A 25827-nucleotide genomic window follows, 5' to 3' on the forward strand; every position below is an offset into this window, starting at 1 on the left:
TAAAGCTTGTAAGAGACACGCATATCTATGCGGAAAGTGTCTATAGAGAAAATCGGGGCAGCAGACAAATGTTAAAACACTACCATGCCCCGATATCATTCATGCCAAGCATTGGATTTTCGAAGGTTTACAAGTTGACCATTTGTAATTGGTCGTCACTGTAACGTTCGCCCGTTACTTTGTCCGGTGTTACCATCGCAGCCAGTGTTTCACATTCTTCATCCGTCAGAACAATGTTTGCCGCGGCAACATTTTCTTGCAAATGTGGAATGGTGCGTGCTCCGGGTATCGGAACAATAAAATCTCCTTGATGCAGAACCCATGCCAGCGCCAATTGCGCAACCGTGGCATTTTTTGGTCCTGCCATTCTTTCAAGATCGAGAAGCAATTGGCGGTTTTTTTCCAATGCCGCTTCCTGGAAGCGCGGCAGGTTGCGGCGCATATCGTTTTCTGCCAGCTCGGAAAGCTTGAACTGGCTTGAAAAGAAGCCACGCCCTAACGGACTGAATGGGACAAAGCCGATCGACAAAGCTTTGCACGTGGCTAAAACATCATTTTCTGGTTCGCGGCTCCAAAGCGAATATTCGCTTTGTACGGCGCTGATCGGATGGATTTTATGGGCACGCCGTATGGTGGCGCTACTTGCTTCGGAAAGGCCGAGTGCGCGCACTTTTCCCTCTTGAACAAGGTCAGCCATGGCGCCCACCGTCTCTTCGATCGGGACATCGGGATCCACACGATGTTGGTAGAGAAGATCAATTACCTCAATGCCCAAACGCTTCAATGAGGCTTCTGCCACATCACGCACATGCTCTGGTCGGCTATCCACGCCATCGGCTTTGAAACTGCCATCGGCCTGTTGCACCAGTTTAAAGCCGAATTTCGTCGCAATTGTTACTTGGTCGCGATAGGGCTTCAACGCCCTGCCGACGAGAATTTCGTTGACGAAAGGGCCGTACATTTCAGCAGTATCAAAAAGCGTGACGCCGAGTTCTACCGCGCGCTGCAAAGTTTTGATCGAGGCCGTTTCTTCCTGTCCGCCGTAAGCGTGGGAAAAACCCATGCAACCAAGCCCGAGGGCTGAAACTGTCAATTCACCAAGTGTTCTTTTTTGCATCATCTATCTCCGAATCTGGCGCTAGCATACAACAAAGGGCAGCCCTTGTTTATCGTGTTTAATTGGATATATTTGTTCTAAAATTGAGAACAGTGAGCTATGGACCGCCAGCAACTTTCCTATCTTCTCATATTACAGCAGGTTGTTGAAGAAGGCAGCTTCCGCGCAGCCGCGCGCCGGTTGAATGTCGCACCTTCGGCTGTTTCCTATGCCGTCAAGCAGTTGGAAGAAAGCCTTGGCGTGCAATTGCTGCACCGTACCACCCGCAGTATCGGCTTGAGCGAAGCGGGAAAAGTTTTGATACGTCAAACCGCTTCGGCGCTGCGGATGATCGAAGATGGTTTTGTTGAAGCCCGCACCACCCGTTATGCGGTTTCGGGAGTTTTACGGATCAATATGGCCTATTCGGCCGCACGATTTTTGATCATGCCGTTTTTGGGAGATTTTACCCAAACCTATCCCGAAATCATACTGGATCTGGCGATCAATAATCGCTTCGTCGATATTGTGAGCGGGGGGTTTGATGCCGGCATCAGAGTGCACGAGCATGTGGAACGGGATATGATTGCTGCAAAAATCGGCGGGCAGCTGCGCAGCGTTCTCGTTGGCACGCCGCAATATTTCGCGCGTAATCCTGCCCCTGCCCATCCGCGCGATTTGGCACGGCATAAGGGCATTCTCTACCGGTTCGATGAAAAGCTCCCCTATATATGGGAGTTTGAAAAGGGCACTAAGAAATTGACCGTAATTCCGCCGGAACGGCTGGTTGTCAACCACAATGAGATGGTTATCGAAGCGGCATTGCAGCATATTGGCTTAGCCTATGTTTTTGAAAATTATGTTGCCGAACATCTGCAAGCAGGCCGCTTGCAACAGGTGATGCAGGATTGGTCCCCCGCCTATCCGGGGTTTCATATCTATTATCCGCAACAAAAAATGCGACCGGCCTTACGCGCTTTTATCGATTTCTTCACCGAAAAGAACCGCATTTAAAAACCACGCCTTCCCGCGCAAACGCAGCCAATTCTCGAATTGCTTAGGTTGGCGTAAAATTCATTCGTACCATGATCGAAGATCATACTGTCTGATCTCCGATCGTGTTGTTGAACCGCTTTGTTATTTAACAATAGGTGTTTTCTTGCCGCTTTTTAACGAGGCCATGAATTCAGGCCCTAGTTTCAAATGGTCTTGCACCAATTGCGCCGGTGTCAATGACAGCCATTGTTTGAACGATACATCGGCATAATAGTCGCTTTTGAAAAGCTCGAAAAAGCGTAAAGGCGTATTTCCGGTGTTCTGGACATAATGGCCCATGGCGAAGGGGACATAGCCGACATCCCCCGCTTTGAAATCAAAGGTACGGGCCTGCCCTTTGGCAGCAAAAACGCCCATGCGCCCCTGTCCCTCAAGGTAATATTGCCATTCGTCATTATTGGGGTGCCAATGCAATTCGCGCATGGCACCAGGGTCGAGCTCCACAAGTGCTGCTGCAATGGTTTTTGAAACACCGAAGCTTTGTGAATCCGCTATCCAAATGCGTCCGCCTTCGATCTCGATGTGATCTTTTTCCAGCAAGCGATAGGAATAGCTGACGGGGGTCTTAGGCATATCGAAGTTGACGGGCGCTTTTTCGTCCACCGGTGTCCCGGCAAAGATATACTCGGAGTCTGGCGATGGTGTCGGCCCGACGGCGCTTATAGGAACACCGAAATTTTTTGCTAAAACGTCCGGTGGAATATGCTTGAACCAGTCGCTGACAAGAAAAGTGCTGTCCTCGTCAAAGTCACCATCGTCAAAAGCGAGCAAAAACTCGCAGCCGTCCGGCCCAAGTCCTTGGATCGAATGCGGGTAACCAGCCGGAAAATACCATAGATCACCCTGTTTTACTTCATCGACAAACCAGCGGCCTTGCGGGTCGACCATGGTAATGCGGGCGCGGCCATAGGTCATAACCGACCATTCCGCTTCCTTATGCCAATGCAATTCCCGAATGCCGGCATTGTTCAACCGCATGTCAACTCCGGCAATGGTGGTCGCCACGCCCAGCTCGCGGTGGGTAACTTGTCGTGTCCAGCCGCCGGATTGCTGACGGACATGGGCATCGGAAAACGAGAATTTCAGATTGGGCAATGTTCCAGCATCTGTTGCCGGCGGATTGAGCATGTCGGGGTTTTCACCATCACGCAGTGCATCATGGGGGCCGGGGTCATCGCCGCCAAAGCCCTTTCCGCGGCTGAGCATCGGCCTGTCAGGCCGTGTTTCAGCAAATGCACCATTGGCCAGAGCGACCGATCCGGCAAAAGCCAGTCCGGCGGCAGTAAAAAAATCTCTACGTGTTTTTTCAACCATGATAAACCTCCTCGGATGAATAAGGCATTATTCAATGGGTAAAGTATAACAGGGATGTTGCTTGCAATATCTACAAGTATTGGTGAATGCCAATAATGTGACTACCAATTGCAAGACTTTGGTTTTTTTTTATTTTTTGTGCTTACGACCATGATCGCAAAAAGCGCAGATCTCTCCGGCGATCGGTATTCAAGGTTTGGGGATTGCGAAAAAGAATCTTGACGCTCATTGCTGGCGCGCAAAACGCCCTTGGTATGGCAAGCGTTGGCAAAAGCCGCGAAACGACAACTGTGAATAAGACGATCAATAACAGCCGTCAGGCTTTGTCCGCTTGGCTAGAGCAAATCTTCATTTAGTTGGGGCGTGGATTTGCTCCAGATTTTTTATTTGTCGCATTGTCCAGCGAAAAAGCCGATTCAACTTTTTCTGGAAATGCTCTAGGGTGCGTAGAGCATTTTGCTATGCATATTAGAGCGGTTCCCGATTGATGCGAAACATCAATCGGATAAGATACCGCAACAGATCAAAAGCTTGAGACGCGCCGGGCGGATAGCATCAGGTTGAAAAGCGCTCTAAAACAAGCTGGATGGAATAGGTTCTGCCCCCAGGATAGGGAAAGGCGGGGCCTGCCTGTCGTCATTGTCAGGCAGACACCTTAAAATTCAGCCTGCGGCATCGGCCCGTTGGCGGATGCGACGCTCGGTCAACAGCTGTTCTATTTCAGATAAGGTGGCGGGGTCTTCTATTGTGCTTGGTATACTCCAATCTTCCCCGTCAGCAATTTTGCGCATCATGCCACGCAGTATTTTGCCCGAGCGCGTTTTGGGCAATTTCTGTACTGTTACCACCAATTTGAATGCTGCCACAGGCCCGATGACATCGCGGATACGCTCGACGCATTCTTTTTCGACGCTGGCTATGGAGCGGCTGACATCATGCTTCAACACAATAAAGCCACAAGGCACTTGCCCTTTAAGCTTGTCACTGATGCCGATAACGGCACATTCAGCCACATCCTGATGACCGGATATAGCCTCTTCCATGCCACCGGTAGACAGGCGATGACCCGCCACATTGATGATGTCATCGGTACGGCTCATGACAAATATATAGCCGTCTTTATCAATGTAACCGGCATCGGATGAGTTGTAATATCCGGGAAACCGTTCGAGATAGGTTCTGGCAAATTGTTCATCGGCCTGCCATAGTGTGGGAAGGCAACCGGGCGGCAATGGCAGCTTGAAAGCCAGATTACCAAAGGTGTCTGCCGCAACTTTTCGGCCGTTATCGTCAAGCACATCAACCGCATAACCGGGCATGGGGCGTGCGGGCGAACCGGGTTTGATTTTCATCAGGCCAAGCCCAACCGGATTTGCGGCTATCGGCCAACCCGTTTCTGTCTGCCACCAATTGTCAATCACCGGCACTTTGAACAGGCTTGTTGCCCATTCCAGCGTATCAGGGTCGGCTCTTTCACCGGCAACAAACATGGCTTGCAAATGCGGTAAAAGATATTGTTTGGCATAGTCGCCATGCGGGTCTTCGCGCTTGATCGAGCGAAAGGCGGTTGGCGCCGAGAAAAACGAGCGCACGTCATATTCCGCACATACGCGCCAGAAAGTACCGGGATCGGGCGTGCCTACGGGCTTTCCTTCAAACAAGACGGTGGTGGCACCGATGAGCAGGGGCGCATAGAGAATATAGGAGTGCCCCACAACCCAACCTACATCGGATGCGGTAAACATCACTTCGCCGGGTTTGACATTGAAGATCGCGCCCATAGACCATGCAAGCGCTACCATATAGCCACCGACATCGCGCATGACGCCTTTGGGCTTTCCGGTGGTGCCGGACGTGTAAAGGATATAGAGCGGGTCGGTTGCATCGACCGCGACGCAATCAACCTTGCGGCCCATATTTTCTTTCAAAACAACCGCAAAGTCGAAGTCCCGCCCCTGCTTGAGCTCGAAAAGACCTTCCGGTTTTTCCTGGATGATCGGCCTTTCGTGAACGATACAATGTTCCACATGGTGTTCAGCCATTTCAATGGCCTGATTAACCATGGATTGATAAGGAACGATGCGGTTCGGCTCGATGCCGCAAGAGGCGGCAAGGATGATCTTCGGCTTGCAGTCATCAATCCGGATAGCCAATTCCTTGGCAGCAAAACCGCCAAAAACGATCGAGTGGATCGCACCGATACGGGTGCATGCCATAACCGAGGTAAAGACCTGCGGGATCATCGGCATATAGATGAGGACACGATCGCCCTTGCTAACGCCAAGATCCTGCATGAACGCTGCCAAGGCCTGAACCTCATCCAGCAATTCCTGATAGGTGATTGCCCGTTTGCCATGGCTCACAGGACTGTCATAATAAATGGCGACCTGTTCGCCCCGGCCATTTTTGACATGGCGGTCTACGGCATTGTAACAGGCATTGGTTTTGCCACCGGCAAACCAGCGGCCATATACGCCTTGTGTCTGATCGAATACGCTGTCGTAAGGTTTGAACCAATCAACCAGTTTTGCGGCCTCCCCCCAAAAAGCCTCGGGGTTTTTCTGCCAGTCGTGATAAATGCTATCATATGATGTTGTCATGCAATCCTCCCAGTTTGCAAACGCCTCCAATTTTTGAGTGTTAACGACGAATTGGGTCTTGTCCAGTCCCATAATGACGCAGGCTGAAATTGTCGCAGAAAGCCGCCACGAAATGCCAACACCGAGAGAAAAATAAAAATTGTTGCAAAGCCGGTTTTCAGTTGCCGAAAACTGCATTAAAAAGGCTTTGAACCAGTTCGAGGAGACCCGTTTCATGACCGACGCGACATCAAGTGCAGCCGACATTGCTGAAAGACAGGCCGCGCTGCTTTCTGCGGCTCTGCCTTATATGCAGAAATATGAAAACAAGACGGTTGTGGTCAAATATGGCGGTCATGCCATGGGTGACCCTGAACTTGGACGCGCCTTTGCACGTGACATTGCGCTGCTCAAGCAGTCGGGTATCAACCCCATTGTCGTGCATGGCGGAGGGCCGCAAATTGCCAAGCTTTTGGGTAAAATGGGCATCGAGTCGAAATTCGAGGGCGGGTTGCGGGTTACTGATGAGAAAACCGTCGAAGTGGTCGAGATGGTATTGGCCGGATCGATCAACAAGGAAATTGTTGCCATGATCAATGCCGAAGGCGAGTGGGCTATCGGGCTTTGCGGCAAGGACGGCAATATGGTCTTTGCCGAAAAGGCCCGCAAGACCGTGGTTGATCCTGACTCCAACATTGAACGCGTTTTAGACCTTGGCTATGTCGGGGAACCGGTCGAAGTCGACCGCACCCTGCTTGACCTTTTGGCGCGCTCGGAGATGATTCCGGTGCTGGCACCGGTTGCGCCCGGGCGCGACGGCCACACCTATAATATTAATGCCGACACATTTGCCGGTGCTATTGCCGGTGCGCTTGCCGCCAAGCGGTTGCTGTTTCTAACCGATGTGCCGGGTGTGCTGGATAAGGATGGCAAACTTTTAAAAGAGTTGACCGTTGCCGACGCTAAAAAGCTTATCAAGGAAGGGACCATTTCCGGCGGTATGATACCCAAGGTTGAAACCTGCATTGAAGCGATACAGCGCGGCGTTGAAGGTGTTGTTATCCTGAATGGCAAGACAGCCCATTCGGTGCTGTTGGAATTATTTACCGAGCGCGGTGCCGGTACGCTGATTGTCCCATGATTGGGGTTGATATTGCCGCGCGCCTTGGCGCGGCCGACTGTTGGGTGTTTGACCTTGATGACACGCTTTATCCGCGTGAAAGCGGCCTCTGGGCGCAGATCGACACGCGCATCAGTGCCTATGTCAAAAAGCAGCTCGGCCTGTCTGACGATGCGGAAGTGGCGCGTCTGCGCCGGTATTTCCGTCAAACCTATGGCGGCGCGCTCAAAGGATTGATGGAAGAATATTCGGTGGATACGGGCGACTATCTGGCCGATGTCCATGATATCGACTATTCACCCTTGCAACCAGATGCTCAATTGGCGGGCGATATTGCCAATCTGAATGGTCGTAAATATGTGTTTACCAATGGCGACCGCCCGCATGCCGAAAGGGCTTTGGATCGCCTTGGTCTTTCCCATTGTTTTGAGGATATTTTTGATATTGCGGCGGCAGGTTTCATTCCCAAGCCCTATGCACAGGCCTATGACCGGTTTCTCAACCATTTTTCCATCAATCCGGCAAAAACCGTGATGTTGGAAGATAATCTGGCCAATCTTGCCACCTGCAAGGATCTGGGTATGGTGACGGTGCTGATCGGGCATGAAGATGCGGCGCATGTGCCCGATCATGTTGATGTCGATGCTGCGAATGTCGGTTCATTCATGCAGGCATTCAAAGGGCAGCTTCATGGATAGCCATCCATCCACCGGGCAGGCACCCGACCGAAAGCGCATGTGGCTTAGCAAGCAGGAATTGGCCCTTATCGGTATTACGGTGCTGTGGGGGGCGACATTTCTTATTGTCCATATTGCCATGCGCCATAGCGGCCCGTTATTTTTTGTCGGTTTGCGATTTGTCACGGCGGGCACTCTCTGCGCGCTTATTTTTTGGCGCAGTTTGAAAGATTTGACACGCCATGAACTTTTTGCCGGCATGGCCATCGGTGTCGGTATTTTCCTGGGCTATAGTTTACAAACGGCGGGGCTTAAAACTGTATCCAGCAGCCAATCAGCGTTTATTACAGCGCTTTATGTGCCGATGGTGCCGATGTTGCAGTGGGCTTTTTTTCGCAAACCGCCCGGTTTGACAAGCTGGATCGGTGCCGCATTGGCCTTTGTCGGCCTTATGCTCGTTTCGGGTCGAGGGGCGCAGGGTTTAAGCTTTTCTATCGGAGAACTTCTGACATTGGCTGGTGCCTTGGCCATCGCCGCCGAAATTGTTTTGATCGGTTTGTTCGCCGGCGGTGTCGATAGCCGCCGCGTGACTGTTGTGCAGCTTTATTTTGCGGGCATATTATCCTTTGCCTTCATGCCGGTGACAGGTGAAGCCATTCCAGCCTTTTCATGGATATGGCTGACTGCCGGTGTTGGTCTTGCCGTTATGAGTGCATTGATACAATTGACAATGAATTGGGCACAAAAATCGGTATCACCAACAAGAGCCACAATCATTTATGCGGGTGAGCCGGTCTGGGCAGGCATTGTCGGCCGTATTGCCGGTGACAGGTTGCCTGCGATCGCGCTTCTTGGCGGATTGTTCATCTTGATTGGTATATTGGTTGCCGAATTGCAGCCGTCAAAATGGGGAACAGGCAAAAAACGCTCCCGTAAAGAACCCTAGAGCACGTTCGGTATTTGATGAACCAAATACTTGCTCTTAGTTTTTGGTTTTTCATCGGAAACGGTACTACTTTGGTGAATTCAGCCGTCCAGCGCTTTTTCCAGAAACTTGAAAATACGGCTGTCGGTGGTTTGCGCAATGTTGAAACGCATGGCGTCAGCGGCTGTCTGGCTGACACTGAAAATATTGCCCGGTGCCAACAAAATGTCATGGTCCAAGGCCTGCATGGCGATATCGGCAGCATTGGTGTTGCGGGGCAGCCGGGTCCATAGAAAAATACCTGCTTCCGGTTGGACAATCGGCTGAATATCAAGCCCCGCAAGGCGATGACAAAGCTGCGCCATGGTTTTTGACAAACGCTGGCGTAATTGTTCCAGATGTTTACGATAGCTGCCATCGGTCAAAACCGCATAAACCAGTTTCGCCGACATTTGCGCACCGCCGAAACCGGTGGCAATGCGTAAATCGGTCAGGCTCTCGATCCAATCCCGCGGCATGGCGATGTAGCCACAGCGCACCGAGGCGGATAAGGTTTTAGAAAAGCTGCCAACCTGCACAACACGCTCCAAACCGTCGAAACTTGCCAGACGGGCGGCAGGCTCAAGCTCGAAATCGGCAAAAATGTCATCTTCGATAATCGTCAGTTGGTGGTCTTCTGCAAGCCGTAAAAGACGGTGGGCCGTCATGGCAGACAAGGTTGCTCCGGTGGGGTTGTGAATTGCCGAATTGGTCATGTAAAGTTTTGGCTTAGAATGCTGTAATATTTTTTCAAATGCCGCAATATCCGGCCCGCCTTGATCATAAGATACAGAACAAACGTCAACCCTATGCGCGCGCAACAATGCCAGAAAGTTGAAATAGCAAGGATCATCGACCAAAACCGTATCGCCGGGCTGCAAAAGAAACCGACATAGCAGATCCACCGCCTGCGTACCCGATTCCGTTAACAAGATTTGTTCAGGCGAAATATCGATACCCTGCTGTTCCACACGTCTGGCCAGTAAACTGCGCAATGGCTGATAACCGGCCGCCGCGCCATAATCCGACAATTCTGCATGCGGTGCGCGCGCCAGTTGGCGCAGCGATTTGCGCAAGGTTTCATCAACCATCCAGTCATCGGGCAACCAGCCGCAACCGGGTTTTAACATGTCGGGACGGCTATCAAGCGACTGGCGCGAGACCCATAAGGGATCAATGGCACGATCAAGCCTTGGGGTCATGGCTGAAAGCTTAAGCGGGGCCGAGATTGATGCCACATAAAAGCCTGACCCCGCACGGGATATGATCACGCCTTCAGCGGCCAACCTGTCATAAGCTTCAACCACGGTCGATTTAGACACCTGCATGATTTCAGCAAAGGCGCGGATGGAAGGCAATTTCATGCCCGCCACAAGCGTACGCGCCGCGATCCGGCGCGTGATTTCCGCCTTAACCCGACCAACCAATCCAACCGTGGGTCGCGATGTCTTCATCATCTGTATTGCCCTTTGTACCAGTACAGTTTTATGAAATTGTATTGCATTGTCTCTGTCTTTTCCAGCCCGCTTGGCCGACAAAAATGGAAATTTAAGGATATCGCATGACAGAACAGACATCACGATCGACAGACACAACACCATCGGCAAGCACCATAAAGGCAATCAGCTCAGTGGCCGCTCCGGTTTCTCAAAGACGCAACTTGTCGGGCTTTGTGCATGGCGGCATCGGCGTGTTGATGTTTTCCGCCACCCTTCCTATGACGCGGTTGGGTGTTATGGAAATGAGTGCTTTTTTCCTGACTTTTGGCCGTGCAACGATTGCGGGATTATGCGCCATTGTATTTCTAATGCTGTCGCATGCGCCGTGGCCAAAGGCGGAACAATGGCGCAGTCTTGTGCTGGTTGCGCTGGGTGTGGTGGTCGGCTTTCCTCTTTTTTCCTCGTTGGCAGTACAGCATGTCAGCGCTGCGCATTCTCTGGTCTTCACAGCTCTATTGCCGCTATCCACGGCAATCTTTGCTGTGTTGCGTGCCGGTGAACGGCCAACAACACCCTTCTGGCTGTTTGCCGGCATCGGCAGTTTGCTGATTGTCTTTTACGCCTTGCGTCAAGGTTTTACGGCATCGCCCGCCGGAGATCTCTATATGGTTGCAGCCATTGTCCTTGGCGGGCTCGGCTATGCGGAAGGCGCATTTCTTGCCCGCCGTATGGGTGGCGCACGGGTCATATCATGGGCATTGATATTGGCCTTGCCTGTCATGCTATTGGCAATGCTGGCCGTTTTTCCAAGCCACCCCGCATCGATCAGCATGGCCGGTTGGGGCGCGCTTGCCTATGTCAGTTTCTTCAGCATGTTTATCGGCTTTTTCTTTTGGTATCGTGGTCTCGCTGAAGGCGGTATTGCTGCCGTCGGGCAATTGCAGCTTCTGCAACCGTTTTTTGGCTTGGCTTTAGCGGCTTTTGTATTTCACGAGCAAATTGACCCGTTGATGCTGGTCATTTCTCTTTTGCTGATTATTTGTGTTTTCGGCGCGCGCAAATTTGCCTGAGATATCAAAGATCAAAGTTTGCGGGATGCCTTATCAAAAATAATGATGACGATGGCAAAGGCAAATATATAGCCCAAGATGAAAGATGTTCCATGTGGTACCGCCATATGGATGCAATAGCCGATACCGTAACCGCCGAAAATGATAAAGCTTCCCGCTAATATGGCAATGCGCCCAGCCACATGGGTCACAAAGGGGGTCAGCATAGCATTAAGCATGGCTATGAGGTGATAGAGGCCAAAATTGAAGCCCATTTTCTGCGGTAAAAGCGGTAGTGGATCGATTTCAGGTTCGTATGTTTCGACAACAGGGTCGTGCGTATACCGCAAAAGTGGCAGGCCCGACGCTACGGCTTGGTATCCGCAGTAAAATAATGCTTCCATCATGGTACTATCGTGGACAAAATCATCACGATAGCTGCGTTTGATGTTGGCCACCTCGAGACGCAACCGTTCTGCCTCTTCCGGTGTTAATTCTTTGTGGATGTGTCTATCGACGTCAAATCCCAGTACAAGCAATATAATCATCGCCTCCACGCGTCCGTTTCTGCTTTTCCGGTCAGCGGTGTTTGGCAAGGATGTAACCGGCGGTAACTTTGCCAGTTTCTCCATTAATAAGGGAAATGCCTTTTGGTAACGCGATATCTGCAATAACTGCTGCGGATCCTTGCAAGGTTGCGTCTTCCGCGCTTCAAATTGTGTAGAGGCTTTTGACGCCGTTATATCGCGATTTCGCAATAAGCGTTTATCGGAGCGCAGCAAATGGCGGCCAATGCCGCTGCGTTCGATGACCTGTTTCTTTCGGCCTCGTCCAAACCTGCAATCCACCCGCATTGTGCCTTAGGCGTAGACTGGGTGCTCATTAAGGAACCAATCTGCTTCTCAGGCTTTTTGTTCTATTCAGATAGAAAGGAAATCCCATGCAGATTGTCAATGCGCTTTTCGATGATCGTCACGAAGCCGAACAGGCTTTCGAGGCTCTTCTTGCCAATAAGTTTGATCGGTCAGATATCAGCCTGATTGCGCAAGGCGATGATAACAGTGTCAGCAAACTTCTCGCCGAAGACGATAAGACCAATGGTGTTTTAAAAGGGGCCGCAACCGGTGCGGGCTTGGGCGTTGCCGCCGGACTGGCACTGATGATTATCCCAGGTATTGGCCCTGTGACGGCGTTGGGATGGTTTGCAGCAACATTGGGCGGCGGTGCTGCAGGCGGCGCGCTTGGTGCGTTCACCGGCAATATGGCTGAAGTGATGTCCAAGGCCGGTGTAGATCAGAAGCAGGCCGATTTTTATGCCGAGGCCGTACGACGCGGTGGAAATTTGCTGGTATTGCGCGTCAAGGACGGCGAGGCAAACAATGCCCGCGCCGTACTCAACGACTTCGATCGCATTGACCCGCAAGACCGCATGGCAGAATATGTGCAGCAGGGTTGGAAGAAATTTGACAGCCACGACACGCCCTACACACCAGACCAGATTGAAGCGGAAAGGCTGCGCTATTCAGGAGGTGTCTCAAATGACAACGCGTTGGGACGCTGAAACGCCCGCAGGGAATGGCAATGTGCATGGTATAAAACACGCAAGCCGGGTCTTTCCTTTCCAGCGTTATTTCTCAGCCACGAATATTCCGGTCACGATGCGGCGAGAAAAACGGCAAATGCCGGATTGAAAACATGCGCCCACTGAATTTGGGCTTTGCCTTTCTTCAAGTTCCTTGCTAAATCGCTGTTTATGACAATAGATCGCGATCATATACGTAACTTTTCCATCGTGGCCCATATCGACCACGGCAAATCGACCTTGGCTGACCGTCTCATTCAGATGACGGGTGGTCTCGACATGCGGGAAATGAAAGAACAAGTGCTTGATTCAATGGATATCGAGCGCGAACGCGGCATCACCATCAAGGCGCAAACAGTGCGTCTGCACTATAAAGCAAAAAATGGTGAAACCTATGTGCTCAATTTGATTGACACACCCGGCCATGTCGATTTTGCCTATGAAGTATCGCGCTCGCTTGCCGCCTGTGAAGGGTCGCTCCTTGTTGTTGATGCCAGTCAAGGGGTGGAAGCGCAGACCTTGGCCAATGTCTATCAGGCAATCGACAATAATCATGATCTGGTCGTGGTTTTGAACAAGGTCGATCTGCCCGCTGCGGAACCGGAACGTGTGAAAGAACAGATCGAAGAAGTCATCGGCATTGATGCGACAGATGCTGTCGAAATATCGGCAAAAACGGGTGTCGGTATTGATCTGGTTCTTGAAGCCATCGTTGACAAGCTTCCTCCACCCAAAACCGGTGACGCTTCCAAGCCGCTTAAAGCTATGCTGGTGGATAGTTGGTATGACGCCTATCTCGGTGTGATCGTTCTGGTGCGCATTATCGACGGTGTTCTTAAAAAAGGCCAGACAATCCGCATGATGGGGACTGGCGCCAAATATCCGGTTGAGCGCGTTGGTGTGTTTACACCGAAAATGCTTGCCATGGACGAACTCGGCCCGGGCGAACTCGGCTTCATCACAGCCTCGATCAAAGAAGTTGCCGACACACGCGTCGGCGATACGATTACAGAAGAGCGTCGCCCTTGCGAGGAAGCTCTTCCCGGTTTCAAACCGGCGCAACCCGTGGTTTTCTGCGGACTCTTTCCTGTCGATGCGGCAGATTTCGAAGATTTGCGCGCCGCTATGGGCAAATTGCGCTTGAATGATGCCAGCTTCTCTTTTGAAATGGAAACATCGGCAGCGTTGGGCTTTGGTTTTCGTTGCGGCTTCCTCGGCCTCCTGCATCTTGAAATTATTCAGGAGCGTTTGGAGCGCGAGTTTAATCTTGATCTCATTGCCACAGCCCCATCGGTTGTCTATCGCATGAATATGAATGACGGTTCGGTCAAAGAGCTGCATAATCCAGCGGATATGCCCGATATCGTTAAAATCGCATCGATTGAAGAGCCATGGATCCGCGCAACAATTATGACACCGGATGATTATCTGGGGGCTATCCTGAAATTATGTCAGGATCGCCGCGGCTTGCAGATTGATTTGTCCTATGTCGGCAGCCGCGCCATGGTGACCTATGATTTGCCGCTAAACGAGGTCGTCTTCGATTTCTATGACCGGTTAAAGTCGATTTCCAAGGGTTATGCTTCATTTGACTATCAGATTACCGATTATCGCGAAGGCGATCTGGTCAAAATGTCGATTCTGGTCAATGCCGAGCCAGTCGATGCATTGTCGGTGTTGGTACACCGCACCGCTGCGGAAAAGCGCGGTCGTTCCATGTGTGAAAAGCTCAAAGATCTCATACCGCAACACATGTTTCAGATCCCTATCCAGGCAGCGATTGGCGGCAAAATTATCGCCCGCGAAACAATCCGTGCGCTTCGCAAGGATGTGACGGCAAAATGTTATGGTGGTGACGTCACCCGTAAACGCAAACTTCTGGAAAAACAGAAGGAAGGTAAAAAGCGTATGCGTCAGTTCGGCAAGGTTGAAATTCCACAGGAAGCTTTCATCCATGCGCTGAAGATGAGCGATTGATGTTTTTTGGCCGGCAGATTATTGCCCTCATCTTTTTTGGGGCAATGTTTTGCTGGCGTCCGGCTTTTGCTGACAAAGCCTATGATCAATGTGTTGACGGCGTTGTTGAATTGAAAGAGATGAATTGGCAATTCCAGAAATGCGGCATTGCCTATATTGAACGTGTCGACAAGCAATTGAATGAAACTTGGCACGTCATCAATGCTATGTTTGATGAGTCGGCTGACGATGACATGAAGCGGGCAAAAGATATGCTGCTTTCAGAACAGCGTAATTGGATAAAGTTTCAAGATTCCGCCTGCCAATCACTTATGCTTCCGAGCTTTGGAAGAGAAGCACAGGTGCTGAGCTATTATTCCTGCAAGGGACGCGGTATCGAAGATCGGATAAAGCAGCTGCAAGCTTATTGCTACACGTTCAATCAGGAAGAATGCGGCCAATTCGATTAGACCTCCCCGAGCTTTAACCTTTGGCGATCATTCAATGTAGGAGACAATAGGCCTTGAGTTTCCGCGTGCCAGGCAAAAGAATGAGAAGTGACGCAGGGCTGCCTATTTTTTTAGATCGTGCCTTGGTGTTTGATGATTTTTGCATGCGGTTGAAATGTTTATAAATGCCTTGCGTGCAAAAGCACATCGAGACAAACATAGAATCACTTGTTATTGAAACGCGATGCATCGACAAAGGCACTGAAACCGATAAAAATGCACGCTTGATTTGATAGTGCGCCCGCGGTTTGGATGCATTGTGTTCTTAACTTCGAGGGAAAATACAATTGCTGTTTTGTTATTTCCTGACAATGCAATCGAGGCGTGTAAAATCGGGTCGATTTAATCAAATTCATTTCAATCGGGTGGTTGACGAATAAAAATAAGCCGAATAATAATATCGACAACATACGGGTCGGAAGGCCCGTATTTTTTCAGACCTCTGGGGTCTGAGCAGAACCGGGCTTCGTTTTTCATGAAAACCCCGCCCGGCGCAGCAGAGTTATACCCCCGCATACTCTGCTGCACTCTTTTCGTGTGTTACACAAAAAAGGTGAAGGCGTTTTTTCGGCTTCACCTTTTTTATTTGTCAAACAACATAAAATCTTTTGTAATCAATCGGTTACGATGTTTGCTATCGGACAGCGTAAACCGGGGTGTCATTTTTCCGAGCATGACAACCCGATACATCTTTATGTTTTAGTCGCGCAAAAGCTCGTTGATTGAAGTTTTCGAACGTGTTTTTTCATCCACGCGTTTTACAATGACAGCGCAGTAAAGGTTCGGGCCAGGCTCGCCATTTGGCAATGGTTTTCCGGGCATGGTGCCCGCCACAACCACCGAATAGGCCGGTACTTCACCATAGAAAATCTCGCCAGTTGCACGATCAACAATTTTCGTGGATTTGCCGATAAATACACCCATTCCGAGTACTGCACCCTCGCGGATAATGCAGCCTTCAACCACTTCCGAACGCGCACCAATGAAGCAATTGTCCTCGATGATGGTTGGCCCCGCTTGTAGCGGTTCGAGCACGCCGCCAATGCCAACGCCGCCTGATAGGTGGACATGCTTGCCGATTTGCGCACAAGACCCGACCGTGGCCCAGGTATCGACCATTGTACCTTCACCGACATAGGCACCAAGATTAACGAAGGAAGGCATCAAAATGACATTCGGCGCAACATAGGCAGAACGACGCACAACGGCATTCGGGACCGAGCGAAAAGCAGCTTTTTCAAAGTCAGCCGCCTGCCAGCCATCGAATTTGGAAGGTACTTTATCCCACCAGCCGGAGCCATTCGGCCCGCCGGAAATCAACCCCATTGGATTGATACGGAATGACAAAAGTACAGCTTTTTTCAACCATTGGTTCACTTTCCAGTTGCCGTCGCTTTGGCGTTCGGCAACACGCGCTTCGCCTTTGTCCAGCAGGTCTAAAGCGTGGTCAATAGCCTCGCGCACCTCGCCTTTGGTTGTCGTATCAATCGCATCACGTTCGTCGAACGCCTTTTCTATGATGGTTTCCAGTTGGGATAGGTTCGTCATGGCAATGGGTCTCCGTTAAGCAAGTCGAAAGCATCAGGGATTATCTTATCCGACCTAATGCAAGAAACCAGCACGGTCAATGAAAAGGATATGCCATTATGGCTAAAGACGAAAACAACGGCTGGACACCCTTTCCCCACTCCGGTGAGGATGCGCGCATTGTGCATGAGGTGCCCGATACAGCACAAACCCGTTCGCCTGCCTACCGTTTGGCCTATACAGACGAAGATTTTATGATGCGGCGCGAATTGCGTTCCCTGCGCATCGGTTTGGAGCTGATGAAGCCGGAACTCGGCTTTGTCGAGCGTGGCATAAAATCAACGGTGGTGCTGTTTGGCGGTGCCCGCATACCCGAACCGGGAAAACCGGCATGGGCTGCCAAAAACGATGTTCAAAAGAAAAACCTCGAGGCCGCTTCCCGTTATTATGAAGAGGCGCGGCAATTTGCACGTTTGTGTTCACAATATTCGGCGACAACCTACCATCGCGAATTTGTCATCGTAACCGGAGGTGGCCCTGGTGTCATGGAGGCAGGAAACCGTGGTGCAGCCGACGTCGGTGCGCCCAGTATCGGCTTGAATATCGTTTTGCCGCATGAACAGGCACCCAATGCGTATGTGACACCTGAACTATGTTTCAATTTCCATTATTTCGGCATGCGTAAAATGCATTTCTTGATGCGTGCAAAAGTGCTCGCTATCTTTCCCGGCGGCTTTGGCACGCTGGATGAGCTGTTCGAGGCGCTGACATTGATCCAGACAGGACGGATGAAACGTGTACCTGTTTTGATGTTCGGGCGGGAATTTTGGAAAAACGTGTTGAATGTCGATTATCTTGCCGAACAAGGCACAATATCGCCATCGGATGTCAACTTATTAAGCTTTGTGGACAGTGCCGACGAGGGCTGGGATGTCATTCGCGATTTTTATGATCTTGCCTGACCGCTGTGTAAGGCCGCTTTGACATAAAAAAAAGGTGGGCAAAGCCCACCTTTTTCCTCCATCCAATCGCAATTTATTCGGCTGGAGAACCGTCACCAAAACTGCCTTTTTCGCTGTCTTGGATCGTTGTTTTGGATTCAGGTGATTTCTTTTCCTGACCCGGTACATACTTATCTTCACGGGCACCATCACCAAAATGTTTGCCTGTGCCGGTTTCGGTTGTATCAACCGGTGAATTTTTTGTCTGGCCTGGAACGTAGCTATCTTCCATGGAGCCATCGCCTGAACTGTTACGACGGCCTTCTGCTGCCATAACGGTGCTAACGGACATCAAGCTAATCATAGCAACTGCAAGAATCTTTTTCATTTTACTTCTCCTGTTTTGTGAAGCTTTCGCTTCTGTCATCAATTCAACGCTTTCACGTTTCGAACTCTGTCATTACATATCGTACAAGAAACGCATTTGTTCCATTCACGAAGCCGTGCCTTGATCACGCGTTTTGTGATCGATAACAAAGGTAAAAGCCCGCAAACCGCGATGTTTCTTGCACTTTTCCATTAATGGTAAAGCTTGAATATGCCTGACTTCACATGGTTGTGACCGGGTTTTGACTGAAAAAACTACTTTTTGACCGGTTTTTTGCAGCATTTTGCAAAGATGTGGGCATGGATTTGGCAAGGCGGGGCGCTCAAAAGGCCGCAAAACGGTTGTTTTTGCATAAAATATCTGTTTCCGTGTTGATTCTGTCGCTCATCCCTTGCACGTCGAAAAAGCCGCCCTTATATACGCCTCAACGAAGTTCGTTATGGTTGTTGTTTCTCGGCAGCCGTTGCGGACTTTTCATATGAAAGGAGCTGTCTTTAAGGAATGCTCGGTAGAGGTCCAGACAGCTTGCTGAACGGAGAGTAGATATGGCAAAAGTAATCGGTATTGATTTGGGAACGACCAATTCCTGCGTTGCTGTCATGGATGGCAAAAACGCGAAGGTCATTGAAAATTCGGAAGGTGCGCGTACAACCCCTTCTATCGTAGCATTCACAGATGGCGGAGAACGTCTTGTCGGTCAGCCCGCCAAGCGTCAGGCTGTCACCAATCCTGAAGGCACCATTTTCGCTGTTAAGCGTTTGATCGGTCGTCGCTTTGATGATCCGACAGTCGCGAAGGACAAGGCACTTGTTCCATATAACATTGTCAAAGGCGACAATGGTGATGCATGGGTTGAAGCTGAAGGCAATAAATATTCGCCATCACAGGTTTCTGCAATGATCTTGCAGAAAATGAAAGAGACCGCAGAAGCCTATCTTGGCGAAAAGGTTGAGCAGGCTGTTATTACTGTTCCTGCCTACTTTAATGATGCACAGCGTCAGGCAACCAAGGATGCCGGCAAGATTGCCGGTCTGGATGTTCTGCGTATCATCAACGAGCCGACAGCAGCAGCGCTGGCTTATGGTCTCGACAAGAAGGAAGGCAAAACCATTGCCGTTTATGACCTTGGCGGTGGTACATTCGATATTTCTGTTCTTGAGATCGGCGACGGCGTTTTTGAAGTTAAGTCGACCAATGGTGATACTTTCCTTGGTGGTGAAGACTTTGATATGCGTCTGGTCAGCTATTTGGCCGACGAGTTCAAGAAAGAACAGGGCATTGACCTGAAGAACGACAAATTGGCTTTGCAGCGTTTGAAAGAAGCCGCAGAAAAAGCCAAGATCGAGCTTTCGTCTTCGCAGCAGACCGAAATCAACCTGCCCTTTATTACGGCGGACCAGTCTGGTCCTAAGCATTTGACCATGAAATTGACCCGTGCAAAATTCGAGTCTCTGGTTGATGACTTTGTCCAGCGTACCATTGAGCCATGTAAGGCTGCATTGAAAGATGCCGGACTGAACGCTGCCGAGATCGATGAAGTTGTGTTGGTCGGTGGTATGACACGTATGCCGAAAATTCAGGAAGTTGTTAAAAACTTCTTCGGTAAAGAACCGCATAAGGGTGTCAACCCGGATGAAGTTGTGGCCATGGGTGCCGCTATTCAGGGTGGTGTCTTGCAGGGTGACGTGAAGGATGTGTTGTTGCTTGACGTAACACCGCTTTCATTGGGTATTGAAACATTGGGCGGCGTTTTCACCCGCCTGATCGAGCGTAATACGACCATCCCGACGAAAAAGTCGCAGACTTTCTCGACCGCAGACGACAATCAAAGTGCCGTGACTATTCGTGTGTTCCAGGGTGAACGCGAAATGGCCGCTGACAACAAGATGCTCGCGCAGTTTGATCTGGTTGGCATTCCGCCAGCACCACGGGGTGTTCCGCAGATTGAAGTAACATTCGATATTGATGCTAACGGTATCGTCAACGTATCTGCCAAAGATAAGGGTACAGGCAAAGAGCACCAGATCCGTATTCAGGCTTCTGGCGGCTTGAGCGATGCCGATATCGAGCAGATGGTTAAGGATGCTGAAGCCCATGCGGCTGACGATAAGAAGCGTCGTGAAAGTGTTGAAGCCAAAAATCAGGCAGAAGCTCTTGTTCATTCTACTGAAAAATCCCTTGCCGATTATGGTGACAAGGTTTCGGCAGAAGACAAGTCGGCTATTGAGACCGCATTGGCTGATTTGAAGACAGCACTTGAGGGCGATGATGCGGAAGATATCACTGCCAAGACGCAGAAACTGGCTGAAGCCAGCATGAAGCTTGGTCAGGCGATGTATGAGGCATCACAGGCAGAAGCGGAAGCCGATGCCGCCGCTGACGCTGCCAAAGATGCACGCAACGACGATGTTGTCGATGCCGATTTTGAAGAAATCGACGACAACAAGAAATAAGCATGGTGCATTTAGCGTGAATATACAAAGCCCGGCCTTTCAAGCAAAGGGCCGGGCTTTGGTGTTTAAAGGGCTGATCTGGTTCTCCGGTATCTGCCCCATACAGAGCATTTCCAACAACAGTTGATAGACTTTCGTGTTGGGAACATGCGGTAAAACAAAGAATGAGAGCAGATCCATAACCCGACATCAAGTGGATATGCTCTTGCGTAAAGTGTAACGGCATCGCCTTTTTCCCGCCAATCATTATCTCGATGAAGCTGGAAAATGGCATAGGGTGTCTTGGATATGAAGCAAAGACAATCCGCAGGAATAAGTGATGAAGGTTGATTATTATGAAATGCTCGGCGTAACGCGCGAATGCGACGATAAAACGCTGAAATCCGCCTTTCGCAAGCTTGCGATGCAATACCATCCCGATAAAAATCCGGGCGATCATAGCGCTGAACAAAAGTTCAAAGAAATTGGCGAAGCCTATGAAATCCTGAAAGACCCGCAAAAACGCGCGGCCTATGACCGTTTCGGCCATGCCGCTTTCGAGAATGGCGGGCGCGGTGGTGGCGGCCCATTCGGCGGTGCTGGCTTCGGTGGGGCTGGCGGTTTCTCGGACATTTTTGAAGATTTTTTCGGCGAGATGATGGGTGGCGGCCGTCGCAAGCGTTCTGATGGACGCGAGCGTGGTGCCGACCTGAGTTATAATATGGAGGTTTCGCTGGAAGAAGCCTTTCATGGTAAAACGGCGCAAATCCGGGTTCCAAGTTCGATTACCTGTGACGCATGTGATGGTTCGGGCGCAAAAAAAGGCTCGAAACCGCAAACCTGCTCAACCTGTAACGGCACGGGACGTGTGCGTGCCGCGCAAGGTTTTTTCTCTATCGAGCGCGCTTGCCCGACGTGTCACGGGCGTGGCGAAATTATCAGTGATCCTTGCCCGAAATGCCATGGTCAGGGACGTGTCGAGGAAGACCGCACCCTTACGGTCAATATTCCAGCCGGCATAGAAGATGGAACCCGTATTCGTCTGGCAGGTGAAGGCGAGGCAGGCAGCCGCGGCGGGCCTTCGGGGGATCTCTACATTTTCCTCTCGATCAAGCCGCACGAGTTTTTCCAGCGTGATGGTGCCGATCTTTACTGCCGTGTGCCGATTTCCATGACGTCTGCTGCTTTGGGTGGCGAGTTCGAGGTTTCAACGCTGGACGGGGTAAAAACCCGGGTGAAAGTGCCGGAAGGTACCCAGAATGGCAAACAATTCCGTTTGAAGGGCAAGGGCATGCCGGTATTGCGTCAGCAAGCTGTGGGTGATCTTTACATTCAGGTGGCCATTGAAACACCGCAGAAACTCAACAAGCGACAACGTGAGCTGCTGGAAGAGTTTGACAAGCTTTCAAGCCATGAAAACTCGCCGCAAAGCCACGGTTTTTTTGCCCGCATGAAAGAATTTTTCGAAGGCATGGGCGGCAGCTGAATTCTGCGCATGAGGTGAAAAAGCGGGCTTGAAAGAGCGTTGAATTTGTGAACTTTAATAACTTGATTTAAAACATCAAGTTATTAGGAGGCGAATTTGACTTATTTCGATGCATTGGCACCTTCGATTTATTTTGCAAAAAATGCTGACGGTACGGATGACGCCGAATTCCGTGGCTTTATCGAAGAATATGCCGCTTTGATCGAGGATACGGCACCATTTGTGCTGATCGTGGATATCCATGATCAAAATGATCACAAAGCGGCTAAAGCCATGGCGCTTTTTTTCAAACAATATAAGGAGAAAATGGCCAGCAAGATTTTGGCGATGATTTACATTGCCTCCAACGCTGAGGAAATGGCCGAGTTTCAAAAAAGAGCGGACAAATCGGCAAAAGCGTTTCCTTATCCCATCCATATTGCCGAGAGTGTCGAGCAGGCAAAAACTTTTGGTTTGGACGTGTTACGACAGGCATAGCGATTAATGCTTGAACGGCATGCCGTGTCCAATTTAGAGCGGTTCCCGATTGATGTGAATCGTCAATCGGATAAGATATAGCGACAAAACAAAAGCTTGAGATGCATCGGCCGGATAGCATCAGGTCGAAAAGCGCTCTTGGCCGCGGTGACAATTTAACTTTTCATCGCGTTGATGCGAAAATTTTGGCTGAATAGGAGAAAAATCGCAAACGGTGTAGCCCACCGTCAAGAATTTTCGACGCATTCAGGCAAGATTTTTGCCCAACCCTTTCAGGGCCTTGCCAAAATGGCCCTGTTTGTTGTCGTTCATCGTCAAATATGCACCACATGTTTTCCTCTTCACTCCTAAAACATGGCCATTTTTGCTATGGCGCAATAAATAGTTAAATTGTCACCGCGGCCTAGAGCAAATCTTCTTTTCGTTGGGGCATGGATTTGCCCTAGATTTTTTATTTGTCGCAATGTCCAACGAAAAAGCTGATTCAACTTTTTCTGGAAATGCTCTAGTGGATAAAGGAGCACTAGCTTTTGGCAGGCAGGCTTTCCCTGACGTAAATTTTATGCAACCTTATATCGACACAATTATGCTTAGGGTGGGAGCAGGCAAATTTTTGCCATAAGGGAGCGATCATGTCGGAAACACTGAAGGCGAAATTCACCAAAAAATTCGGCGAAGAAATACGGTTCCTCAAGGGAATGATTGACGGTCCGAAAAAGGTCGGCGCGATCTTGCCGACGAGCGCTATCACATCGCGACGTATGGCCAGCGTGATCGACATGACCTCTGGTCTGCCGGTTCTGGAACTGGGGCCGGGCACTGGTGTAATTACCAAGGCCATATTGGCACGTGGGGTTTTGCCGCAAAACCTTTATTCTGTTGAATATAGTGAGGATTTTGCCAAACTGCTTTCTGGTAAATTCCCCGATGTGAATATCATCCATGGCGACGCCTTCCGCCTTGATGAAACATTGGGCGATAAAAAACATTTGGTGTTTGATTGTGTGGTCTGCGCCATTCCGCTGACATTGATGCCTGTAGCACAACGCATTGCTTTGGTGGAGGACCTGCTGAATCGCATTCCATCGGGGCGCCCTATTATCCAGATTACCTATGGGCCGAAATCACCTGTTCCTGCGCATAAGGGAAATTATGAGGTGCAGCACTATGATTTCGTCATGCGCAATGTCCCGCCGGCACAATTATGGATCTACCGGCGGAAAAGCAGCTGATATTCTGCTGAAACTTTTGTAGTTTTTAATGACATGCCAAGAGCAGAAGGATGCCGATATCATTTTCCGCCCGTTGGTTTTATCGCCTAGAGCGCGTAGCGAAAAGTGGGGACCGGTTTTCGCGGTAAAATACAAGATAAAACAAATACTTAATGCATGTCATATGAATACTTTAAACCACGACATGCATTGAGATAATTGCAACTGTTCGTTTCCGGCGTTCTGTACGGTCACCTTTCTACGTCGACACTGTAGTCACGTTCTACCTTTGCAATGCGCACCTGATAGTGCGCGTAAAATTTCTCGCGACCATATTTCTGTGCCAGTTGATGGTCGATATGGGCCTTCCAAGCCTTAATGCTGGCTTCATCCATCCAGAACGAATTGGTGATGCCAAATCCGTTGGCGTCACGCACGCTTTCTGTCCCTAAACATCCAGCTTGTTGCTTTGCCAGTTTTTCCATTGCGACTGCCATTGCTGCATAGCCATGATCACTTTCAGTGCGTTGCGAAGAAAAAGCGACGATGTAATAAGGCGGTGGGGGTGTTTTACAAAAACTATCGCATGTTACTTCATTGCTGTTCTGAACCATTGCTTTTTCATCCTCTCAACGGCACCGGACTCATGTTCTGGCTGACACGATGATGTTGTACGATGCCCGGTCAATCGAATATGATGGACGATCAGGCTATCAAGTTTCGCTTTTGAAGTAGTTTTCAATGAAAACCTCATAGATTCGGGTGAGCTTTTCGAGATCATCAAGCGCAACGCACTCATCCACCATATGCATGGTTTGGCCCACAAGCCCGAACTCTACAACCGGGCAATAGTCCTTGATAAAACGGGCATCGGATGTACCGCCCGACGTTGACAGTTGCGGCGTATGTCCCGTGACTGCGTGGATAGCATCACTCAGCCGGCCAACCAATCTGTCATTGCGTGTCAAAAACACGCCTCCGGGGCTCACAACCCAATCAAGTTTATAAGTGGGTTTTTGACAGCCGGTTTGCGCGATCTCGACGGCGGCCAAACGGTTGGCAATTTCCGCTTTCAAACTGTCAGCAGTCCAATGATCATTATAGCGAATATTAAAACGGATACTGCATTCAGCCGGAATGATGTTGGTCGCATTATTGCCGGTATCAAAAGTAGTAATTTCAAGGTTGCTGGGTTGGAAATTATCCGAACCATGGTCAAGCGGCTTGCCGGTCAGTGCGTCACATAATTTGATGGCAAGAGCAAGCGGATTTGCGGCCCGCTCAGGATAGGCAACGTGGCCTTGCCGTCCTTTCACCGTCACAATGCCTGAAAGGGAACCGCGCCTGCCAATTTTGATCATATCACCCAGTTGATCGGGATTTGTCGGCTCACCGACAATAGCGGCATCCCAAGTCTCGCCTTTTTCGGCCGCCCATTGTAACAATTTCACGGTGCCATTAATGGCCGGGCCTTCCTCGTCATTGGTGATAACCAGACTGACAGAGCCTGCAAGCGGCTGTTTGTCCAAATGGCGCGCCAGAGCTGCGACGAAGCAGGCAATGCCGCCCTTCATGTCTACCGCACCCCGTCCGAACAGCATATTTCCTTCTATCGCACCCTCAAAAGGCGGGTGACGCCATTGTGCGATGTCGCCGGTGGGCACAACATCGGTATGGCCGGCAAACATCAGGTGTGGTCCAGCATCCCCAAGCCGCGCGTAAAGATTCTCAACATCCGCCGTATCGGAATCGTGAAAGATCGGCCGTTCCACCATAAAGCCAAGACGCTGCATCCATGCCTGCATAGTTTCCAGCACACCTGCCTCATCCGGGGTTACAGAGGCGCAACGGATCAGCGCTCGTGCCAGAAAAACAGGATCTTTAAGCGATTGCATAGGGGATGTTCCTTTAAAAGACATTTGTTCCGGCGATTATGATTCACCATGCCAAAAAATAAAAGGAAAAAGATAATGAGAACGTTTTCACCGTGCCGATAAAGCAGTAAGGTGCAGCACCGCCGAAAT

At 50.2% G+C, this 25827-nt stretch carries 24 protein-coding genes; 15 read left to right on the forward strand and 9 right to left on the reverse strand.

Annotated elements, in window-relative coordinates; translation table 11 throughout:
• Positions 1-127 precede the first annotated feature (127 nt).
• On the reverse strand, positions 128-1117 hold the full coding sequence (locus tag ACYSNS_RS02685) for an aldo/keto reductase (protein WP_461721890.1): 990 nt from the start codon (positions 1115-1117) through the stop codon (positions 128-130).
• 99 nt (positions 1118-1216) lie between these two features.
• Between ACYSNS_RS02685 and ACYSNS_RS02690 the strand changes: the two genes are divergently transcribed.
• Complete coding sequence (locus tag ACYSNS_RS02690) at positions 1217-2110, forward strand: LysR family transcriptional regulator (protein WP_461721576.1); 894 nt, start codon at positions 1217-1219, stop codon at positions 2108-2110.
• A gap of 123 nt (positions 2111-2233) precedes the next feature.
• Here ACYSNS_RS02690 and ACYSNS_RS02695 read toward each other — a convergent pair whose 3' ends face one another.
• A complete protein-coding gene (locus tag ACYSNS_RS02695) occupies positions 2234-3466 on the reverse strand; it encodes a cupin domain-containing protein (protein WP_461721577.1) in 1233 nt (410 codons plus the stop codon).
• Positions 3467-3669: 203 nt separating this feature from the next.
• Here ACYSNS_RS02695 and ACYSNS_RS02700 point away from each other — a divergent pair, with 203 nt between their 5' ends.
• Positions 3670-3822 (forward strand): hypothetical protein, encoded by a 153-nt coding sequence (locus ACYSNS_RS02700; protein ID WP_461721578.1) that lies wholly within the window; start codon positions 3670-3672, stop codon positions 3820-3822.
• Positions 3823-4128: 306 nt separating this feature from the next.
• On the opposite strand, the gene ACYSNS_RS02705 is transcribed toward ACYSNS_RS02700, so the two are convergent.
• The gene (locus ACYSNS_RS02705; RefSeq protein ID WP_461721579.1) at positions 4129-6066 is read right to left on the reverse strand and encodes an AMP-binding protein; all 1938 of its coding nucleotides are present in this window, start codon (positions 6064-6066) and stop codon (positions 4129-4131) included.
• A 214-nt stretch (positions 6067-6280) separates the two neighbouring features.
• Here ACYSNS_RS02705 and argB point away from each other — a divergent pair, with 214 nt between their 5' ends.
• The 3 genes from argB to ACYSNS_RS02720 are packed head-to-tail and all read left to right on the forward strand — an operon-like array spanning position 6281 to position 8788.
• Positions 6281-7186, forward strand: coding sequence for an acetylglutamate kinase (gene argB, locus ACYSNS_RS02710; protein ID WP_461721580.1), 906 nt, complete (start codon positions 6281-6283; stop codon positions 7184-7186).
• On the forward strand, positions 7183-7863 hold the full coding sequence (locus ACYSNS_RS02715; RefSeq protein ID WP_461721581.1) for a pyrimidine 5'-nucleotidase: 681 nt from the start codon (positions 7183-7185) through the stop codon (positions 7861-7863). Before argB ends, ACYSNS_RS02715 begins: the two co-directional genes overlap by 4 nt.
• Positions 7856-8788 (forward strand): DMT family transporter, encoded by a 933-nt coding sequence (locus tag ACYSNS_RS02720; RefSeq protein WP_461721582.1) that lies wholly within the window; start codon positions 7856-7858, stop codon positions 8786-8788. Before ACYSNS_RS02715 ends, ACYSNS_RS02720 begins: the two co-directional genes overlap by 8 nt.
• Before the next feature lie 80 nt (positions 8789-8868).
• Here ACYSNS_RS02720 and ACYSNS_RS02725 read toward each other — a convergent pair whose 3' ends face one another.
• Positions 8869-10263, reverse strand: coding sequence for an aminotransferase-like domain-containing protein (locus ACYSNS_RS02725; protein ID WP_461721583.1), 1395 nt, complete (start codon positions 10261-10263; stop codon positions 8869-8871).
• 239 nt (positions 10264-10502) lie between these two features.
• Here ACYSNS_RS02725 and ACYSNS_RS02730 point away from each other — a divergent pair, with 239 nt between their 5' ends.
• Positions 10503-11315 (forward strand): DMT family transporter, encoded by an 813-nt coding sequence (locus ACYSNS_RS02730; protein ID WP_461721891.1) that lies wholly within the window; start codon positions 10503-10505, stop codon positions 11313-11315.
• Positions 11316-11326: 11 nt separating this feature from the next.
• Here ACYSNS_RS02730 and ACYSNS_RS02735 read toward each other — a convergent pair whose 3' ends face one another.
• Positions 11327-11842, reverse strand: coding sequence for a hypothetical protein (locus ACYSNS_RS02735; RefSeq protein ID WP_461721584.1), 516 nt, complete (start codon positions 11840-11842; stop codon positions 11327-11329).
• A 392-nt stretch (positions 11843-12234) separates the two neighbouring features.
• On the opposite strand from ACYSNS_RS02735, the gene ACYSNS_RS02740 reads away from it, so the two are divergent.
• From ACYSNS_RS02740 to ACYSNS_RS02755, 4 genes are all read left to right on the forward strand, one after another.
• Positions 12235-12855, forward strand: coding sequence for a hypothetical protein (locus ACYSNS_RS02740; RefSeq protein WP_461721585.1), 621 nt, complete (start codon positions 12235-12237; stop codon positions 12853-12855).
• The gene (locus tag ACYSNS_RS02745; RefSeq protein WP_461721586.1) at positions 12833-12985 is read left to right on the forward strand and encodes a hypothetical protein; all 153 of its coding nucleotides are present in this window, start codon (positions 12833-12835) and stop codon (positions 12983-12985) included. The genes ACYSNS_RS02740 and ACYSNS_RS02745 overlap by 23 nt, the downstream gene beginning before the upstream one ends.
• Positions 12986-13047: 62 nt before the next feature.
• Positions 13048-14853 (forward strand): translation elongation factor 4, encoded by a 1806-nt coding sequence (gene lepA, locus ACYSNS_RS02750; RefSeq protein WP_461721587.1) that lies wholly within the window; start codon positions 13048-13050, stop codon positions 14851-14853.
• Positions 14853-15302: a lysozyme inhibitor LprI family protein gene (locus ACYSNS_RS02755; RefSeq protein ID WP_461721588.1), complete on the forward strand. Its 450-nt coding sequence runs from the start codon at positions 14853-14855 to the stop codon at positions 15300-15302. Before lepA ends, ACYSNS_RS02755 begins: the two co-directional genes overlap by 1 nt.
• Positions 15303-16040: 738 nt before the next feature.
• Here the strand turns inward: ACYSNS_RS02755 and dapD are convergent.
• Positions 16041-16889, reverse strand: a complete 849-nt coding sequence (gene dapD, locus ACYSNS_RS02760) for a 2,3,4,5-tetrahydropyridine-2,6-dicarboxylate N-succinyltransferase (protein WP_461721589.1) — start codon at positions 16887-16889, stop codon at positions 16041-16043.
• A 98-nt stretch (positions 16890-16987) separates the two neighbouring features.
• Here dapD and ACYSNS_RS02765 point away from each other — a divergent pair, with 98 nt between their 5' ends.
• The gene (locus tag ACYSNS_RS02765; RefSeq protein ID WP_461721590.1) at positions 16988-17830 is read left to right on the forward strand and encodes an LOG family protein; all 843 of its coding nucleotides are present in this window, start codon (positions 16988-16990) and stop codon (positions 17828-17830) included.
• A gap of 73 nt (positions 17831-17903) precedes the next feature.
• Here ACYSNS_RS02765 and ACYSNS_RS02770 read toward each other — a convergent pair whose 3' ends face one another.
• Positions 17904-18197 (reverse strand): hypothetical protein, encoded by a 294-nt coding sequence (locus tag ACYSNS_RS02770; protein WP_461721591.1) that lies wholly within the window; start codon positions 18195-18197, stop codon positions 17904-17906.
• Positions 18198-18742: 545 nt separating this feature from the next.
• On the opposite strand from ACYSNS_RS02770, the gene dnaK reads away from it, so the two are divergent.
• From dnaK to pmtA, 4 genes are all read left to right on the forward strand, one after another.
• A complete protein-coding gene (dnaK, locus tag ACYSNS_RS02775) occupies positions 18743-20650 on the forward strand; it encodes a molecular chaperone DnaK (RefSeq protein ID WP_461721592.1) in 1908 nt (635 codons plus the stop codon).
• Positions 20651-20969: 319 nt separating this feature from the next.
• Positions 20970-22115 carry a molecular chaperone DnaJ gene (gene dnaJ, locus ACYSNS_RS02780; protein WP_461721593.1) on the forward strand — a complete coding sequence of 382 codons (1146 nt, stop codon included), beginning with the start codon at positions 20970-20972 and terminating at the stop codon, positions 22113-22115.
• A gap of 96 nt (positions 22116-22211) precedes the next feature.
• Positions 22212-22592 (forward strand): hypothetical protein, encoded by a 381-nt coding sequence (locus ACYSNS_RS02785; RefSeq protein WP_461721594.1) that lies wholly within the window; start codon positions 22212-22214, stop codon positions 22590-22592.
• Positions 22593-23224: 632 nt separating this feature from the next.
• Positions 23225-23824: a phospholipid N-methyltransferase PmtA gene (pmtA, locus tag ACYSNS_RS02790; RefSeq protein ID WP_461721595.1), complete on the forward strand. Its 600-nt coding sequence runs from the start codon at positions 23225-23227 to the stop codon at positions 23822-23824.
• A gap of 230 nt (positions 23825-24054) precedes the next feature.
• Here the strand turns inward: pmtA and ACYSNS_RS02795 are convergent, their stop codons facing one another.
• Both ACYSNS_RS02795 and dapE read right to left on the reverse strand, forming a co-directional pair.
• Complete coding sequence (locus ACYSNS_RS02795; RefSeq protein ID WP_461721596.1) at positions 24055-24417, reverse strand: antibiotic biosynthesis monooxygenase family protein; 363 nt, start codon at positions 24415-24417, stop codon at positions 24055-24057.
• 99 nt (positions 24418-24516) lie between these two features.
• Positions 24517-25698 carry a succinyl-diaminopimelate desuccinylase gene (gene dapE / locus ACYSNS_RS02800; protein ID WP_461721597.1) on the reverse strand — a complete coding sequence of 394 codons (1182 nt, stop codon included), beginning with the start codon at positions 25696-25698 and terminating at the stop codon, positions 24517-24519.
• Between the last annotated feature and the right edge of the window lie 129 nt (positions 25699-25827).

It is taken from the genome of Bartonella sp. LJL80 (assembly GCF_054871565.1).